General features: G+C 63.7%; 16 protein-coding genes. 3 read left to right on the top strand and 13 right to left on the bottom strand.

Annotation, left to right across the window (positions count from 1 at the left end; all coding sequences use genetic code 11):
* Positions 1–18: 18 nt before the first annotated feature.
* The 7 genes from QO034_RS08700 to QO034_RS08670 all read right to left on the bottom strand — a co-directional run bounded on the left by QO034_RS08700 (position 19) and on the right by QO034_RS08670 (position 7,115).
* Positions 19–1,200, bottom strand: a complete 1,182-nt coding sequence (locus tag QO034_RS08700) for an alpha-D-ribose 1-methylphosphonate 5-triphosphate diphosphatase (protein ID WP_284485128.1) — start codon at positions 1,198–1,200, stop codon at positions 19–21.
* Positions 1,197–1,976, bottom strand: a complete 780-nt coding sequence (locus QO034_RS08695) for an alpha/beta fold hydrolase (RefSeq protein WP_284485127.1) — start codon at positions 1,974–1,976, stop codon at positions 1,197–1,199. Before QO034_RS08695 ends, QO034_RS08700 begins: the two co-directional genes overlap by 4 nt.
* Before the next feature lie 36 nt (positions 1,977–2,012).
* Positions 2,013–2,867 carry a DMT family transporter gene (locus tag QO034_RS08690; protein WP_284485126.1) on the bottom strand — a complete coding sequence of 285 codons (855 nt, stop codon included), beginning with the start codon at positions 2,865–2,867 and terminating at the stop codon, positions 2,013–2,015.
* A gap of 219 nt (positions 2,868–3,086) precedes the next feature.
* Positions 3,087–4,733 carry a chaperonin GroEL gene (groL, locus tag QO034_RS08685; protein ID WP_284485125.1) on the bottom strand — a complete coding sequence of 549 codons (1,647 nt, stop codon included), beginning with the start codon at positions 4,731–4,733 and terminating at the stop codon, positions 3,087–3,089.
* Between the two features lie 66 nt (positions 4,734–4,799).
* On the bottom strand, positions 4,800–5,087 hold the full coding sequence (gene groES, locus QO034_RS08680; protein WP_284485124.1) for a co-chaperone GroES: 288 nt from the start codon (positions 5,085–5,087) through the stop codon (positions 4,800–4,802).
* Positions 5,088–5,803: 716 nt separating this feature from the next.
* Positions 5,804–6,499: a DUF2161 domain-containing phosphodiesterase gene (locus tag QO034_RS08675; protein WP_284485123.1), complete on the bottom strand. Its 696-nt coding sequence runs from the start codon at positions 6,497–6,499 to the stop codon at positions 5,804–5,806.
* Positions 6,489–7,115 carry a sulfotransferase family 2 domain-containing protein gene (locus QO034_RS08670; protein ID WP_284485122.1) on the bottom strand — a complete coding sequence of 209 codons (627 nt, stop codon included), beginning with the start codon at positions 7,113–7,115 and terminating at the stop codon, positions 6,489–6,491. Before QO034_RS08670 ends, QO034_RS08675 begins: the two co-directional genes overlap by 11 nt.
* Before the next feature lie 180 nt (positions 7,116–7,295).
* On the opposite strand from QO034_RS08670, the gene QO034_RS08665 reads away from it, so the two are divergent.
* The 3 genes from QO034_RS08665 (at position 7,296) to QO034_RS08655 (ending at position 9,908) form a co-directional block, all read left to right on the top strand.
* Entirely contained in the window at positions 7,296–8,216 is a 921-nt protein-coding gene (locus QO034_RS08665) for a manganese-dependent inorganic pyrophosphatase (RefSeq protein ID WP_284485121.1), read from the top strand.
* Between the two features lie 180 nt (positions 8,217–8,396).
* Entirely contained in the window at positions 8,397–8,840 is a 444-nt protein-coding gene (locus QO034_RS08660; protein WP_284485120.1) for an energy-coupling factor ABC transporter permease, read from the top strand.
* Between the two features lie 54 nt (positions 8,841–8,894).
* Positions 8,895–9,908, top strand: coding sequence for an NAD(P)H-quinone oxidoreductase (locus tag QO034_RS08655; RefSeq protein WP_284485119.1), 1,014 nt, complete (start codon positions 8,895–8,897; stop codon positions 9,906–9,908).
* A 160-nt stretch (positions 9,909–10,068) separates the two neighbouring features.
* On the opposite strand, the gene QO034_RS08650 is transcribed toward QO034_RS08655, so the two are convergent.
* The 6 genes from QO034_RS08650 to QO034_RS08625 all read right to left on the bottom strand — a co-directional run.
* The gene (locus tag QO034_RS08650) at positions 10,069–11,823 is read right to left on the bottom strand and encodes a DEAD/DEAH box helicase family protein (RefSeq protein WP_284485118.1); all 1,755 of its coding nucleotides are present in this window, start codon (positions 11,821–11,823) and stop codon (positions 10,069–10,071) included.
* 102 nt (positions 11,824–11,925) lie between these two features.
* Positions 11,926–13,446, bottom strand: a complete 1,521-nt coding sequence (locus QO034_RS08645; protein ID WP_284485117.1) for a tripartite tricarboxylate transporter permease — start codon at positions 13,444–13,446, stop codon at positions 11,926–11,928.
* A gap of 41 nt (positions 13,447–13,487) precedes the next feature.
* Positions 13,488–13,991 carry a tripartite tricarboxylate transporter TctB family protein gene (locus QO034_RS08640; protein WP_284485116.1) on the bottom strand — a complete coding sequence of 168 codons (504 nt, stop codon included), beginning with the start codon at positions 13,989–13,991 and terminating at the stop codon, positions 13,488–13,490.
* A gap of 43 nt (positions 13,992–14,034) precedes the next feature.
* The gene (locus QO034_RS08635) at positions 14,035–14,997 is read right to left on the bottom strand and encodes a Bug family tripartite tricarboxylate transporter substrate binding protein (RefSeq protein WP_284485115.1); all 963 of its coding nucleotides are present in this window, start codon (positions 14,995–14,997) and stop codon (positions 14,035–14,037) included.
* Between the two features lie 117 nt (positions 14,998–15,114).
* Entirely contained in the window at positions 15,115–15,975 is an 861-nt protein-coding gene (locus QO034_RS08630; protein ID WP_284485114.1) for a universal stress protein, read from the bottom strand.
* A gap of 11 nt (positions 15,976–15,986) precedes the next feature.
* Positions 15,987–16,159, bottom strand: a 173-nt coding sequence (locus QO034_RS08625) for a formate--tetrahydrofolate ligase (protein ID WP_284485249.1), incomplete at its 5' end; no start/stop codon positions are given.

The raw sequence follows: 16,159 nt of genomic DNA, 5'->3' as shown, positions 1-16,159 counted from the left end.
GCGCGCGGCGCCGAAGGCTCACCGAGCCTGAGAAGCTGCGCCCCCCTGGATCCGGTCCAGGAACCGGTCGGCGATGCCGCCGTTCATGTAGCTGATACGCCCCTGTCCCATGGTCGCCGCGACCCTGTGGGTTCCCTGTTCCAGAATGACGATATCGGCGCGCCGACCCGGCGCCAGCGATCCGCGATCGGTCAGGCCGAATACCTGCGCCGGCCCGCTCGAGACCAGCTGCCAGGCTCCGGCAAGATCACAAAGCCCGCTTCGGGACAGCATCAGCGCCGCTCGGCGCAGGGACGGATAGTGATAATCCGACGCCAGCGCGTCACACAGCCCCATCGCAATCAGGTCCAACGCGCTGGCATTGCCCTTGTGCGATCCGCCCCGCACCACGTTCGGCGCGCCGAGTATGATCGCGTCGCCGCCGGCCCGCGCGGCCTCTGCGGCTTCCGGGGTTTCCGGAAACTCGGCAATCGGCACCCCGAGCGCCCGCCACGCCGTCCGCTCCGCCGCCGTGCGATCGTCGTGGCTGCCCAGGCGGACACCCGCGGCGGCCAGCATCCGCGTCAGTTCCGCGAGCGCGCCGGGCACCTCGTCCCCCCGCCCATGCAGGTCAAGCATCATCTGGAAATGCCGGTCCGGGTTGCGCCCCGCCTTGAGCGCCTGTCCGGTCAGCCGCGGCGGCCGCTTGCCCGCCGCGAGCCTGTCATGCGGCAGGTGATCGTTGAAAACCAAATAGGGCACGGCCCAGGTCGCGATGCGGTCGGGCAGGTCCGCATAATCGTCCAGCATGTGGGTTTCGAACCGCAGTTGCGGGATCAGGTCCGTCACCACGTCGGATTGCACCTGCCGGATGGCATCGAAGACCCGTCCGGCGTAATCCGGGCTGCGCAACCCGCCTTCCCAACTGTAGAATTGCGCCAGAACCGCCGTGGTGATGCCATTGGCGGCCAGTTCCGCCTCGGCGGCGATCACGCCTTCGGTCATCTGCTTCATCGCCCCCCGGCGCGGCGCGAGATGGCGCTCGAACGCATCGCCGTGCAGGTCGACGAGACCGGGCAGGACCAGATATCCGCTCAGATCCACGCGCCGCCCGACCGTATCAGCCACGATCGCACCATCGGCCAGCGACAGCCGGCGCCGGGCGAACCCTTCCGGCAGCAGCACCTCGGCGCCGCACAGGTCCAGCGAAAGCCCCGTCATGGCGATCCCGGTTCACCGGCATCGGGGCCACAGTCCTGCGTCACGCAAAAGCTGTCGATGGTTCCGAACACCGCATCCATCCACGAGATTTCGGGATCGAAGCGGCCGTATTCGATGAAATGCAACACTTCGGCGATGACCCGCGGATTGTTCATCATGAACGTATGCGTCACCGGCAGTTCGATGTGATCGCTCATCCCTTCCACCATGGTCGAGCGGACCGACACCTTCCCGTCGTCCGGCCCGTCGATCAAGGATGAGAACAGCGGGTTCAGCGAATGGGTGCCGGCAATCACTCCCAGAGGAAAATCCACCGGCGGCAGCCTGCGTGTGATGCTTTCCGGCCCGGTGCCCAGTTGCATCCCCGCGGGACCGTTCAGCAGTCCGAACACTTCGAAATCGCCGATCTTGTCGACAAGTTCGCTGCCATGATTGGGCGGGCCAAGCATCACCACGCGCCCGAGGTTGTCGGGCTTCTGGCGCCAGAACCAGTAGCGGATCAGGATACCGCCCATCGAGTGGGCCACGAAATGCACCGTCTGATCGCCACAGTCGGCCAACGCTCGCGGCAAGGTCTGTTCCGCCAGGTCGGGGATCGGCAGGTCCGTCGATGGAAAGCCCGGACGCACCACGCGATACCCCCTTTTCAGCAACACCTGCTCCATGATCGCAAAGGATGTTTCCGTGCGCGCGAGCCCGTGCAGCAGCACGACACAGTCCGCCCGCGCGGCGGAAGCCCATTGCAGGCACAGAAAAAGGAAAGGGAACAGACGCATGGCCGCCGAATACGCCGTAATCGCATCAAGGGAAAGTCAATTGACGCCGGCCGTCCGCGCCGGGCGGCGCACGGCCAGCGCGATCCCGCCAAGCACCAGGACGGCGCCCAGGATCAGCCGGACACTGGCGTATTCGCCCAGCAGGATCACCCCGGCGGCCATTGCGATGACCGGAACCAGCAGTTGAACGATGGCCGCCATCGACGGGCTGAACCGCGGCACCACCGCATACCAGAGCGCATATCCCAGCCCGGAGGTTACGGCGCCGCTCAGCACCGCCAGCATGACGCCGTCTCCCGTGAGAACGGGCTCGGCGGGAAACACGGCATAGGCCAGCGCGACCAGCGGAACCGCGACGCAGAAATTCGCGGCGGTGCCGGCCAGTGCATCCGGTTCGGAGCGCCCCGCCAGGGTGTAATAGGCCCAGCCCGCGCCCGCCAGCACCATGCACAGGACCCCGACAGGGTCCACCCGCACCGCGCCGGCCGGCCACAACACCCAGGCAAGCCCGGCAAAGGCGATCCCCGCACCGAGGACCTGCCGTGCCGATGGCGGCGCTCCGCGCACCGCCGCAAGCCCGAAAATCGAAATCTGGACGACCCCGAACAGAACCAGCGCGCCGAGTCCCGCGTCCAGCGTCAGATAGGCGGCGGAAAACCCGACCATGTACGTGACCAGGGACACCGCCCCCTTCAGTCGCCCCGGCACCCGCAGCGGCAGGGTCTTTCGCCGCGCCAGGGTCAGCCCGGACAGCATCACCGCGCCCGACGCCACGCGCAGCATGGCGAAGCTCGCCGGGTCTATCGCGCTGCTGTCCACGGCCATCCGGTTGAGGATCGAATTGGCCGCAAAGGCGGTCATGGTCAGCAGAGTGAGAAAGATGAGGCGCATTCCGCCGGAATAGCGCCGATCGGCACGGTTGAACACATCGAAACCTTGCCGCCCGCCATGTTCGTCACGCCACCCGTTCCACCGTGGGCGAAGCCTTCGGTATCACAGATGAAAAAGGGCCGCCCGGAAGGCGGCCCCTGATCGTGTCTGGCGCTTGGCGGCGGACAGCCGGTTTCCCGGCGCCGCCGCATGGGCGTTTCCGGATCGGAAACGCGTGGCTTACATCATGCCGCCCATGCCGCCCATGCCGCCCATGTCGGGCATGCCGCCGCCGGCGTTTTCCTTCTGCGGCTTGTCGGCCACCATCGCTTCGGTGGTGATCAACAGACCCGCGATCGACGCGGCATCCTGCAGGGCGGTGCGCACGACCTTGGCCGGGTCGATCACGCCGAACTTGAACATGTCGCCATATTCTTCGGTCTGCGCGTTGAAGCCGTACTTGGGGTCATTGCTTTCGCGGATCTTGCCCGCGACCACGGAACCATCGACGCCTGCGTTCTCGGCGATCTGGCGCAGCGGCGATTCCAGCGCCTTGCGCACGATGGCGATGCCGATGTTCTGGTCGGCGTTTGCGCCGGTCAGGCCTTCGAGCTTCTTGCCCGCCTGGACCAGAGCCACGCCACCACCGACGACGATGCCTTCCTGCACGGCCGCACGTGTCGCGTTCAGGGCGTCATCGACGCGGTCCTTGCGCTCTTTCACTTCGACTTCGGTCATGCCGCCGACGCGGATGACGGCCACACCGCCCGCCAGCTTGGCAACACGTTCCTGCAGCTTTTCGCGGTCGTAGTCAGAGGTCGTTTCCTCGATCTGGGTGCGGATCTGGCTGACGCGCGCTTCGATCTCGGCCTTTTCACCGTGGCCGTCCACAACCGTGGTTTCGTCCTTGGTGATCTGGACCTTCTTGGCACCGCCAAGCATGTCGATGGTCACGTTCTCCAGCTTCATGCCGAGATCTTCGCTGATCACCTGACCGCCGGTCAGAATGGCGAGATCCTGCAGCATCGCCTTGCGGCGATCGCCGAAGCCGGGCGCCTTGACGGCCGCGATCTTCAGACCGCCGCGCAGCTTGTTGACCACGAGGGTCGCCAGTGCTTCGCCTTCGACATCTTCCGCGATGATCAGCAGCGGCTTTTGCGACTGGATCACCGATTCCAGCAGCGGAACCATCGGCTGCAGGCTGGACAGTTTCTTTTCGTGCAGCAGGATCACGCAGTCTTCGAGTTCCGCGGTCATCTTGTCTGCGTTGGTGACGAAATAGGGGCTGAGGTAGCCGCGGTCGAACTGCATGCCTTCGACGACATCGGTCTCGGTTTCCAGACCCTTGTTCTCTTCGACGGTGATGACGCCTTCGTTGCCGACCTTCTGCATCGCGTCCGCGATCTGCTGGCCGATCTCGGTTTCGCCGTTGGCCGAAATGGTGCCGACCTGCGCGACTTCGGCGCTGTCGCTCACGTCACGGGCAGCGGCCTTGATTTCCGCTACGACCTTGGCAGTGGCCAGGTCGATGCCGCGCTTCAGGTCCATCGGGTTCATGCCCGCGGCGACCGACTTCAGACCTTCGCGCACGATGGCCTGGGCCAGAACGGTCGCGGTGGTGGTGCCGTCGCCGGCTTCGTCATTGGTGCGGCTGGCGACTTCTTTCACCATCTGCGCGCCCATGTTCTCGAACTTGTCTTCCAGTTCGATTTCCTTGGCAACCGACACACCGTCCTTGGTGATGCGCGGTGCGCCGAAGGATTTGTCGATCACGACGTTGCGGCCCTTGGGGCCGAGAGTGACTTTCACCGCGTCGGCCAGGATGTTCACACCCCTGAGCATACGGTTGCGGGCATCTGTATCGAATTTGACGTCCTTAGCAGCCATGTTGTTTTCTCCTTGAGAGGTTTGGTTCGATGTCAGCGTTCAACGGGAACAAAGCAGCCGGGCGGCTTACTCGATGATCCCCATGATGTCGCTTTCCTTCATCATCAGAAGTTCTTCGCCGGCGACATGAACTTCGGTGCCCGACCACTTGCCGAACAGGATCTTGTCGCCTTCCTTGACGTCCATCGCGATCCGGTCGCCATCGTCGTCCCGTGCGCCGGCACCGACTGCGACCACGACGCCTTCGGCGGGCTTTTCTTTCGCGCTGTCAGGAATGATCAATCCGCCAGCGGTTTTTTCTTCGCTCTCCGTGCGGCGCACCAGCACCCGGTCATGAAGCGGTTTCAATGCCATCTTTGTAGCTCCTTAACGCTCAAAGTTTGTAATTCCGGCCCGCACTCCCTCTGGCGGGCCGTTGGCACTCACCCGAGACGAGTGCCAACGGCGCATAGCTAGGGATGCACGATCACCCTGTCAACAGCCGTCGCGACAAAAAAACGCCCGGCCGAAGCCGGGCGCTAACTTAATTTAAATTGGGCGCGTCGGCAGCGATTAAGCCAACGTGAAATACCCGTAAAAACGACCCCTCAATCAGACAGTCAGGTCTCGTCGCACAGTGTCACCAAATGGTGGGCGGGTCCGGAGACGAGAGAACGGCACAAGCAGGAAATCATCGGCCTCCCCCTAATTCAATCCGCCGTTGTTCTTCGTTGTTCTCTCCTTTGAGCCGCCCAGCCAACAACCGTTACCGAAACCAACCGCGAGGTCTTCACGGGATCATCTTTAAAACGAAACACACGCGTCCCCGTCACTCGTTCGACGCGCATCCTTCCACACTCGTCACCCTGTTCATCGCACCCACCTTTGCAAACAAAGGCAATCACTACCTGCCAATCTAAATAAGCGGAAATCCGCGCTTTCTAAACGATTTTCTTCAAATCTCCGCCGAATCCACGTCGTTTGCCACCCTGCGTTTGGCGGGCATTGGCAGGTTCCCGCCTAGGTTGCGACTCTGCGACAATATGCGCCCATCCTTTGGGCGCCAGGCGAATCAGAAGGCGGTTTTCGGTTCAATCCTGCCCGGAATCCCAGCTATGGGCCCAGTGCTTCAGGGCCTCTGCACCGCCTTCGGTCAGCGCATAGACGCCCGTCCGCACCCGCGCGAACCAGCCATAGTGATTGTCGCGCATGATCCGCGTGGCCGTCGGAACCCGGACCTCCCGCGCCACGACCGCCCCGCGACAGGCGCCGTTTTCCGCCAGATGCGCGGCGCAGCGCAACGCGTCCTGACGGTATCCCGTCACCAGCCCGTGACGGGTCGCGCCCCCGGCGTTGGGATCGCCCTGCAATCGGTCAAAGGCGCGCAAAAGTCGCGCGGCCTTCTTCCTGGACTTTCGCGGCGCATAGGGGCCGGGATCGCACTGAACCTCGGCATACCCGTCGCGCCGCACGGTGATCAGCCCCAGGCCAAGACGCCGGCAAAGGGCGAGGTTGTCGCGAAGCGCCCGCCGTGCCGTCTTGCCCGCCGGTTTCGGAACCGCGACATAGACGCAATCGGTCAGCGTCAATCGCGCCACCGCCTGATGGAACAAGCCAAGCGAGAATCGCAGCTTGAGCTCGACGATCACCAGAGGTTCGTCACCGCGGCGGGCAACGACATCCGCGGCGCCCACTTCGCCTTTCACGGCATAGCCCTGACGCTCCAGCAGCATCTTCACCGGCGGATACAGGTCCTGTTCAAGGTTCCACACCGTCTCAGGGGACATAGCCGAACGCCTCGAAATCGCCGCGGTAGCGCTCCGCCAGCCTGTCCTTTTGCGACGCGGTCAGCGCAATCTTCCGATTGCCGCCGGATCGGTTCCTGTGGGGCAGAGACCGGCGTTCACCGAAAATCCGTTCGAAGATCGGCGCGATATCCTCAGCGAGCGTTTCGAACCGAAGAACATGATCCACGAGGCAACTGCCGTCCCGATCCGTCAGAAAACGGAACTGGGGAACGCGATGCCGGGCCAGGTCGGAGTAGTCGCCCGGCTCTTCCCGCGCCAGGAACGTCTCCAGTTCCAGGGTCAGCCCACGCCGTGCCTGCGCCGCGGCGCGATACCGGTATTCCGACAGGATACGGTCGAACGGATGCCGCACCACGGCGAATTTCAGATAGCGGTCGAACGCACGGCGATCGATATGCCCCCGCGCGACGTATTCCCCGGCAAAGAGATGCGCCAATTTCTCGGGTCCACGCGCCGGATCGTCGTTGTGCCGCAAGAGCAGAGCGGCGCGGTCGTTCCAACCCAGCCCGAGATCGTCCAGAAACACCGCCTCGATGCTTTGCCCGCCGGTTTTCGGGACATGCACGAAAATCGTTTCGCGGGAATGGGAGATCATGGACAAGCCGGCCTGCATTTCATCTGGGTGTCCCTGTTTCGCCCTTTGCCGGTTTGAAAGTCAACGTGGCCGCCGCCTCCCCGCCCTGACCAAGGGTCGCAGCCCTCGCAACAGCGGGTGACAAGGCGCGGCGCCGTTCCTATAAGGCGCGCAATTCATACCCTGAACAGGACCCCCATCATGACCATCCAGGTTTTTGGCCACAAATCCCCCGACACCGATTCCACCGGCTCGCCCATCATCTGGGCGTGGTATCTGAACGAGGTGTTGGGCACCCCCGCCGAAGCCAAGCTGCTGGGCGAACCCAACACCGAAGCTGCTTTCATGCTGAAGCGCTGGGACCTGCCCAAGCCCGCGATCATAAGCGATGTCGCGGACGATGCCCCGGTGGTGATCGTGGACACCAACAACCCCGCCGAACTGCCCGCCAATATCAACGGCGCGGATATCCAGGCGATCATCGACCACCACAAGCTGGTGGGCGGGCTGGAAACCAAAGGGCCCATCGACATCACCGTCCGTCCCGTCGCCTGCACCGCGACGATCATGCACGACCTGATCGGCGGCGACATGGCAAAGATGCCCGACGCCGTGAAATGCGCGATGCTGACCTGCATCCTGTCGGACACGCTGGAATTCCGCAGCCCGACCACCACGCCGCATGACAAGGCCGTGGCCGAGAAACTGGCCGGCGAACTGGGCATTTCGATTCCCGACTACGCCGCCGAGATGTTCGCCGCGAAATCCGATGTGTCCTCGTTCAGCGACGCCGAGCTGTTGCGGATGGACAGCAAGGAATACGAAGTCGCCGGCACCAAGTTCCGCGTGTCGGTGCTCGAAACCACCTCGCCCGCGACCGTGCTGGACCGCAAGGCCAGCCTGATCGAATCGATGAAGACCGTCGCCGGCGAGGACGGTGTCGACCAGGTGCTGCTCTTCGTCGTCGATATCCTGAACGAGGAAAGCACCCTGCTGGTGCCCAACGACCTGGTCAGGACCGTCGCCGCCAAGAGCTTTGACGCGCGCGCCGAAGGCGATTCCGTCGTGCTCCCCGGTGTCGTCAGCCGCAAGAAACAGATCATCCCGAATCTGAAACTCTGATAGCAAAACCCCTTCCGGGAATCGCGGGGCGCCCAAGGGCGCCCTTTTTCTTGCCGCGCGAGCGGGTCTGAAACGGCTTGACGACAAGGGGCCGGGACCTGTCAAATCGAACCCGGTCCGATACCCGGACGGAACAGACGGACCCGCAGATCGCCGCACCAGGCCGGAAGGAAAGACAGGATGCACATCGAACCCGGAACCGTCCACGGAGCGAAGATGGCGCTCGCCGTCGCCACCGCCACCGGCGCCGCCGGGGTGACGGTCAGGCTGATCGCCGCCGAACTGCGGACGCGGCACGTGCAGTCCCTCGCCGCGCGCAGTCTTGTTGCGATGCTCGTCTGCCTGATGTTTTTCGAAGTCTTTCCGCATGTCGCCGTCGGCCTGTCCGAAGTCCATTTCATCCTCGGGACATCCCTGCTGCTGATCCTCGGCGTCGTGCCGGCCGCAGTCGGACTCGCGGGCGCGCTCGGCCTGCAGGGTCTGTTTTTCGCCCCCCCGGACCTGCCGAAGTATGCGGTCAATGTCACGACGCTCCTGCTGCCGCTGTTCACCATCCGCTGGCTGGCCCGGAAATGGCTGCGCGGCACGGGCCTTGTCGAGGAACGGCTATTCGCCCCCGCCTGATCGCTCACACCCACAACACCCACGGACCGACGAACCGAATTCAGGAGCCGACACATGCTGCCCACGACCATGAAAACCATCGAGATGCGCGAACCCGGCGACCCGGACGTGCTCGGGATCGGGCATCGCGACCTGCCGGGCCTGCGCGACACCGAAATCCTGATCCGCGTGACCGCCGCAGGCGTCAACGGGCCGGACATGGTGCAGCGGCGCGGGCACTACCCGCCGCCCAAGGGCGCGTCCGACCTGCTCGGGCTCGAAGTCTCGGGCGAAATTGCCGCCATCGGCAAGGACGTGACCGGGTGGAATGTCGGCGATGTGCTTTGCGCCCTGACCAACGGTGGCGGATATGCCGAATATGTCGCGGTCAAAGCCGGCCATTGCCTACCGGTCCCGGACGGCGTGTCCCAGATCGACGCAGCGGGGCTGTGCGAAACCTTTTTCACCGTCTGGAGCAACCTGTTCTTCGGCCTGCCTGCGCAGGACGGCGGGCTGTTGCTGGTGCACGGCGGGGCCGGAGGCATCGGTTCGACCGCGATCCAGCTGGGCAAGGCCATGGGGATGCGCGTGTTCACCACCTGCGCCAGCGGCGAGGATTGCGCCTATGCGCAATCGCTGGGCGCGGACCGGGCGATCAACTTCAAGGAAGAGGATTTCGTCGACGTGGTGCGCGATGCGGGTGGGGCGAACCTCATTCTCGACATCATCGGCGGCGATTACGTGGCGCGCAACGTCAAGGCCGCCAGCCCGGACGCCCGCATCGTCCAACTGGCGTTCAATGCGGGATCCAAAGTCGAAATCAACCTGATGCCGATCATGCTGAAACGGCTGGTCTATACTGGCTCGACCCTGCGGTCGCGCCCGGAAAGCTTCAAGAGCGCCGTCGCCGCGGACCTGCGCAAGACGGTCTGGCCGCTGTTCGTCAAAGGGGCGCTGACAGCGCAGACCTACAAGGTCTTCCCCTTCGATCAGGCGGCGGAGGCCCATTGGATGATGGAACGGGCCGGACACCGCGGCAAGATCCTGCTTAGTCCCGAACCCCAGGGCGTGACTGTCGCCGACCGGTGAAATCGCGGCGAAGGGATCCCCCCATCACGGTCGCATGAGAAGCCCGGAAGGCCCCATGCTTTCCGGGCTTTGACGCGGCGGCCATCCGTTTGGTCCGGGTTGCACCCATCGCAGCCGGAATGTCCGCGATCGGAAACCGTTTCGACGCTGGCGCGGCGGCTCAGTCGCCGCCCCATTGCCCGACGGTAAACTTGCGCTCCGTATCGGCATCGACGGGCTCCGCCGCCGCGGGATCATGGGAAACCTTTGTCTTCCCGCCGGCGCGGTCCGCCAGACGCTGACAGATTTCCCCCAGCGACAGGCTGGCGAGGAACCCGTCGCTTTCAAAAACGCACTGTCCGTCCCGCGTTTGGGCCTGCACCTGAAGCGTCGACTGGTCCGCAAAGGTCACATGGCCCACCTTGGTCAGGCAATCTTCGAGAATGTCGCCTCCGGGCGGATCGCCCGGCAGCAGCACCTCTTCGGGGTTCGTGGCGTCGATGTTGATATTGCGATACCGGTCGATGCTGCGCAGGCAACCCGGATCCAGAATCGTCAGGCTGTTGTTCCAGCCAAAGGCCGCCGTGCGCGGCCGTTCCCCCATCGGCACGGAATTGTCGAGGAATTCGAAGTGAATCTTCTGATTGGTCTTGCGCACCCAGTTGAAGAACAGCTGCGGCATCCCGATGTTGGCTTCGATGTTGAAATGCAGCATGTCGTCCAGCGCCTTGTAGCGCCCGGTTTTCAGGCCACGCTGCCAGGCCCGCTCCACCGTGTCCTGCGGCGGCGTGATCATGAAGAACAGGTAGACGGTGTCGGCGAACCGGCTCAGCAGGGTGCCGCCGGGCTTCTGGAACGGCGCCGGCATGAAGCTGTCGAACCGGAACCGGTCCACCAGCACATGCGGCATTTCCGACCTTTCGGCTTTCTGTTCCATGTAGAGGTCGATCTTCTTGTCGAGAATTTCCAGTTCCTGCCCGGTCAGCGAGGCCGCGTAGATGGCGTTCTTGCCGAGACTGTCGTAATCCAGAAGGAACTTGCGGCAGTAGTCCGGGCTGACCTTTGCGAAATCTTCCCATGGCACGCCCAGCTTGACGGCCAGTTCGCGTTGGAGCGGGCGCAGGGTACTCTTGCCGGCCCCCGGACCGCCCTTGACGCTCATGAACAGGGGCGCGGACTGGAACGGCAGGATGCGATAGCCTTCGCGAGTCGCGGCATCGCGGATCATCGGCTGGATCATCTGTCCGATCCGCAGGCTGCCATACCCGTTGGCGACCCAGTTGGTCGCCCACCGCACCACCAGATCCTTGTCGCCCACCAGCCGCCCGCGCTGCCCGACGATGCCGCCGACGATTGCCAGCAGCCCCCGCAGGCAAGCGATTTCGAACTTGTCGCCCCCGGCATCCACCTCGGCCTGCCACTGAAGCAGGGCCAGCACCTCGGCGGATTCGCTTTCGGCTGGCTTGGGTTTGCTGCCGGTCAGCCGGGCGATCAGACCGGCAGGCTGATCCGCCGCGGGGTCCTTGCGGGCATAGACATCCTGATCCAGCCGCGCCGCCAGACGGTCGCCGATCCGGTTGCGCAGCTTGTCGAATTCCCGCTCCAGCAGGGGCATCTGGGGCCGGATGTACCCGTCCAGGATCGTCGCCGCCATACTGCGCAGATGCGCACCGAGTTCCGGGTATTCCGGACCGTCCGGCACGTTGATATCCGCCATCAGCCGGACCAGAAGCTCGTGCGTGACCAGGCGGGACGCGGTAAAGGCGTTCATTTCTGCTGGCTTGCGTCCGCAGAACTCCGCCGCTTCCTTGGCTTCAGCGTAGGATACAAGCGAATTCTCCGGCCGGAACAGCGTTACACCCGGAAGCAAATCTGCCGGGATCTGCGATGTCAGGCCCGGATTCCAGGCGTGAAAGTCTCCTGACGTGTCAGACATGGCGCTTCCTTTGCATTTACCTTGCGTCAGCTTGCCTCATATTCCGGCCGCGCGAAAGACCGGGGCGCGGCCCCGGTCCTGTCAGCCGCCATTCGCCGTGGCTCAGGCCGCATTCTCTCTCGATCCCCGCATCCGCGTGACCACGGCCTTGATCACCGGCAGCAGGATCAGGATGATCGCGATCACGGTGATCGGTCCGGCGATCGGACGGGTCAGGAAGATCGAGGCGTCGCCGGACGACAGCAGCAGGGACTGGCGCAGGGTCGGCTCCGCGATCGGGCCGAGCACGATGGCCAGCACCGCGGGGGCCAGCGGATAGTCCAGTTTGCGCAGGAAGAACGCGCCGAACCCGAAGACCAGCATCAGCCAGACGTCATGCATGTCCTGCGTCGCCGCATAGCCGCCCACCACCGACAGAACGAAGATCAGCGGCGCCAGAACGGTGAACGGCATCCGCAGCATCCAGATGAACAGCGGAATGAAGGCGAGGTTCACCAGCAGGGCGAAGACGTTGGAGATATAGAACGATCCGATCAGCCCCCAGACGAAATCCGGCTGTTCGGTGAACAGGCGCGGACCCGGTGTCAGGCCCCAGATCACCATGCCCCCCAGCAGGATCGCCGTGGTCGGCGACCCCGGAATGCCGAGGGTCAGCATTGGCAGCATCGACCCCGTGGAGGCGGAGTTGTTCGCGGCCTCGGGTGCGGCGACGCCGCCGGGATGCCCCTTGCCGAATTCCTTCGGGTTCTTGGCGACCAGCTTGGCCACCCCGTAGGACATGAGCGAACCGGGAGTCGCGCCGGCGGCGGGCAAGATGCCGACGAAGAAGCCAAGGAACGAACCGATCATCGTGCCCTTCCAGCCCCGCCGCATGCCCTCCTTGGAATCCCGCACGATGCCCTTGAGGCTCATCTTGGCCTCTGTGGTCGTGATCTCGCCCCGCGTGTTCTCGATGGTCCAGATCATCTCGCCGATGCCATAAACGCCGATCGCCAGAACCAGAAAGTTGATGCCATGCAGGAACCCGTTGATATCGAAGAGAATCAATCGCGGCGCTCCTGAAATCTCGTCAAAACCGACGGCCGCGAAAACCAGGCCGAGACAGATCGAAAAGATCGTCTTTGGAATATCGTCCCCGCCAAGGCCGACGAAAGTGGCGAAAGCCAGCAACATCAGCGCAAAGATCTCGGGCGGTCCGAAAATCAGCGCCACCGTGGCCAGCAGCGGTGCGAAGACCGTGAACAGGACGTTCGAGATCGTGCCGCCGATGAATGACGCCAGCGCCGCAGTCACCAGCGCAAGGCTTGCCCGGCCGCTCAGCGCCAGGGGCCGCCCGTCGAAGGTTGTCGCCACCGCCGTGGAGGCGCCCGGAATGCCCAGCGTGATCGAACTGATCGCGCCGCCATACATCGCCCCATAGTAGATCGCCGCCAGAAAGATGATCGCGGAGTTCGGCGGCACGAGGAAAGTGATCGGCAACAGGATCGCGACCCCGTTCACCGACCCGAGCCCCGGCATCGCCCCAATGAACAGCCCCAGCGTCACACCGATCAGGATCAGCATCACGTTGATCGGCATGAGCGAGACCATCACCCCATCCGACAGAAGACCCAAGATTTCCATGCAAAGCCCCTTCCCGATTCACACGCGCGACAGGCGGCGGATCAGTAGATGATTGAGTAGAGAAAGTTGTAGAACGGCTCGGTGAAGCCCAGGCCCTTGGGCATGGTGATGCGCATCAGCCCTTCGAAGAAGAAGAAGAACGTTGTCGGTATCGCCAGCGACAGGATCAGCGTCAGGTTCCAGCTGTGCCGTCCGAGAAAGCGCAGATAGTAGAACAGGAACACCGCCATCGCGCCGTACATCGAGATGATGTTGACCAGGCCGATAAAGGCGATCAGCCCACCGCCGACCAGCACCAGGGTGCGCTTGCCGTAGCCGTCCAGCAGCACGTCATCGGATTGCGACGGCGGCGAGGTTCGCCGCCACCAGTTGAAGGCGATGAATCCGGTACAGATCAGCATGATCCCCGCCAGCCAGAAGGGCCACGCCCCGCCGCCCGGTCCTTCGCCCCGGATGTATCCGACATTCAGTTCGGTACTTTTCCACATCAAGTATATGGACAGGAGGGCCAGAATGCCCGCCGTCAGTATTTCTGCAAGGCGCATCCGGCCCTCCCCTCAGTACCTGTTTATCCGAAGTCGACCGGGCCTATTCGCCCATCGCCGCCAGCAGTTCCTTGTGGCGGTCGACCTGTGTCTGCCAGTAGGCTTTCTGCTCGTCCGGGCTCAGCCACAGCGGGGACAGGCTTTCCGAGGCCATATAGTCCTGCCATTCCTGGCTCTCGTAGATCGTCTTGAACAGATCCTGATAGTAGGCCGCCGCCTCTTCGGACTGCCCCGGCGCTCCGACAACCGCGCGCTGGTTGTAGTAGCTGAAGTCATGCCCCTTTTCCTTGAGCGTCGGAACGTCCGGGAAGGCCGGCATCCGTTCGTCCGAGAAGGACAGCAGCGGAACGACGTCGCCCGCGGCATAGAAGCCCTTGGTTTCCGCCGGGTTGTTCACCGTCGCCATGATCTGCTTGCCCGCGAGATCCTTGGCCACGGCACCGCCGCCCTTGTAGGGGATGTACTTGATGTCGAGATCGAACGCCTGCTCGAGATAGGTGATGACAAGGCTGTCTTCCTGGCCCTTGCCGGTGCCGCCCATGACGTAGTCGCCTTTCTTCACCTCTTCGAGCCACTGCTCGAAAGTGGTGATGCCGCTGTCCTTGTGGACCCAGAGCACGAAGGGATCGACGCCCATCATCGCGACCGGGGTAAAGGTCTGCACGTCGATGCCCAGGTTTTCCTGGCGCAGCGGCGTGGTGAAGAAGGAATTCAGCGTCACCAGGATCGTGTGATCCGGGTCGCCGGCGCCGTTCAGGGCGATCAGCGCCTCGGCGCCCGATCCGCCGCCCTTGTTGTTGGGCACCAGCGGACGGTTGGTGAGGTCCTTCTTTTCCGCGACCGACTGGATGAAGCGGGCGATCTGGTCGGCGCCGCCGCCGGCACCCGCCATGATCACAAAGTCGACCGGCTTCGTCGGTTCCCACGCGGCCGCCGGGCCCGCGATCAATCCGGCAAGCGCGGTCGCCCCTGCCAGCTTGACAAACATACGTTTCGTAATGGTCATGGTATCCTCCCTGGATATCTCACAATTGACGCGAAAGTGTCGCGACGCACTGTTCACCGTTGGTCCGGCGACTCGTAATTAATGTCTTCAGTCCCCATCGTTCGTCCAACATTTTGTCTAATGCACCAGAATGACCGGCATTTTGGCGCGATCGACGATATGCTGGGTGTTCCCTCCGAAAATGGTTTCCTTCTCGTGGCTGTCGCCATAGGCACCCATGATCAGCATGTCGGCTCCAACCTCGCGGCTGGCGTCCAGCAGGATCTTGCCGACGTTCTTGCCCGCGGCATCGAAGCGGTGGATGGCGGATGCGATGTCATGGGCGTGCAGGTAGGCCCGCAAGTCCTCCGCCGTCGCCGACACCGGCTCGCCGCCCGAAGACAGGATCGTGACCGAATCCGCGGTGCGCAGGATCGGCAGCGTCATCGTCACCGCCTTGGACGACTCGAGCGATCCGTTCCAGGCCAGGGTGACATGGCGTCCGATGTTCGCCGGCGGGTCCACGTCATTGGGCACCATGAGAACCGGCCGCCCGGTGCGGAACAGCGCCGCCTTCAGCGAATTGGCGCCGAGATTGCGGTCGACATCCGGTTGCGGAACAGCGATCAGGTCCGCCAGCCGCCCGTGGCGCCTGATGACATCGACCATCTTGCCGGCCTCTTCGACCCAGGAGGCTGTCGCGGTGTCGCCACCGTTCGGGCCGTCGGTCAGGGTCAGGCCGAACCTGACCGCCAGCGCCTTCAGTTCCTCCCTGAGGCTTTCCTCCTCGACATTGGCAAGTTCCTCGGCCTGCCGGATCATCTGCTTCCTGAACATCGCCGGAATCGGCACGCCGAAGGGCAGCATGTCCTCGGGCCGCGCGCGGCAATGCGCGATCTCCAGGTGGCTCTTGTTTCTGTGGGCGAGCGCCGCGGCATGGGCGATGACATTGTCGCCCTTCCCGTCGCCGCGCACCGGAACCAGAATTTTTCGGATCATTGGTCCATTCCTTAAAACAACCCTTCGATCTGCCCTTGGTCGTTGAGCCTGATGGATTCGGATGAGGGGACGCGGGGGAGGCCGGGCATGGTCATGATCTCGCCGCAGATGACGACGATGAAGCCGGCGCCGGCGGAGAGGCGGACTTCGCGGACCGGCACGGAGTGGCCGGTGGGCGCGCCGC

The sequence above is a fragment of the Sedimentitalea xiamensis genome (assembly GCF_030164465.1).
GTDB lineage: Bacteria > Pseudomonadota > Alphaproteobacteria > Rhodobacterales > Rhodobacteraceae > Sedimentitalea > Sedimentitalea xiamensis.
Note: the sequence above shows the minus strand (reverse complement) of the source record. Positions and strands in the feature narration are given on the sequence as shown.

Bases quoted from the DNA above. Each gene is read 5' to 3' on its own strand.
- groL (WP_284485125.1), bottom strand. From the start codon at position 4,733: ATGGCTGCTAAGGACGTCAAATTCGATACAGATGCCCGCAACCGTATG.
- QO034_RS08675 (WP_284485123.1), bottom strand. From the start codon at position 6,499: ATGTCCCCTGAGACGGTGTGGAACCTTGAACAGGACCTGTATCCGCCG.
- QO034_RS08670 (WP_284485122.1), bottom strand. From the start codon at position 7,115: ATGATCTCCCATTCCCGCGAAACGATTTTCGTGCATGTCCCGAAAACC.
- QO034_RS08630 (WP_284485114.1), bottom strand. From the start codon at position 15,975: ATGATCCGAAAAATTCTGGTTCCGGTGCGCGGCGACGGGAAGGGCGAC.
- QO034_RS08640 (WP_284485116.1), bottom strand. From the start codon at position 13,991: ATGCGCCTTGCAGAAATACTGACGGCGGGCATTCTGGCCCTCCTGTCC.
- QO034_RS08660 (WP_284485120.1), top strand. From the start codon at position 8,397: ATGCACATCGAACCCGGAACCGTCCACGGAGCGAAGATGGCGCTCGCC.
- QO034_RS08655 (WP_284485119.1), top strand. From the start codon at position 8,895: ATGCTGCCCACGACCATGAAAACCATCGAGATGCGCGAACCCGGCGAC.
- QO034_RS08635 (WP_284485115.1), bottom strand. From the start codon at position 14,997: ATGACCATTACGAAACGTATGTTTGTCAAGCTGGCAGGGGCGACCGCG.
- QO034_RS08665 (WP_284485121.1), top strand. From the start codon at position 7,296: ATGACCATCCAGGTTTTTGGCCACAAATCCCCCGACACCGATTCCACC.
- QO034_RS08650 (WP_284485118.1), bottom strand. From the start codon at position 11,823: ATGTCTGACACGTCAGGAGACTTTCACGCCTGGAATCCGGGCCTGACA.
- QO034_RS08700 (WP_284485128.1), bottom strand. From the start codon at position 1,200: ATGACGGGGCTTTCGCTGGACCTGTGCGGCGCCGAGGTGCTGCTGCCG.
- QO034_RS08645 (WP_284485117.1), bottom strand. From the start codon at position 13,446: ATGGAAATCTTGGGTCTTCTGTCGGATGGGGTGATGGTCTCGCTCATG.
- groES (WP_284485124.1), bottom strand. From the start codon at position 5,087: ATGGCATTGAAACCGCTTCATGACCGGGTGCTGGTGCGCCGCACGGAG.
- QO034_RS08690 (WP_284485126.1), bottom strand. From the start codon at position 2,867: ATGCGCCTCATCTTTCTCACTCTGCTGACCATGACCGCCTTTGCGGCC.
- QO034_RS08695 (WP_284485127.1), bottom strand. From the start codon at position 1,976: ATGCGTCTGTTCCCTTTCCTTTTTCTGTGCCTGCAATGGGCTTCCGCC.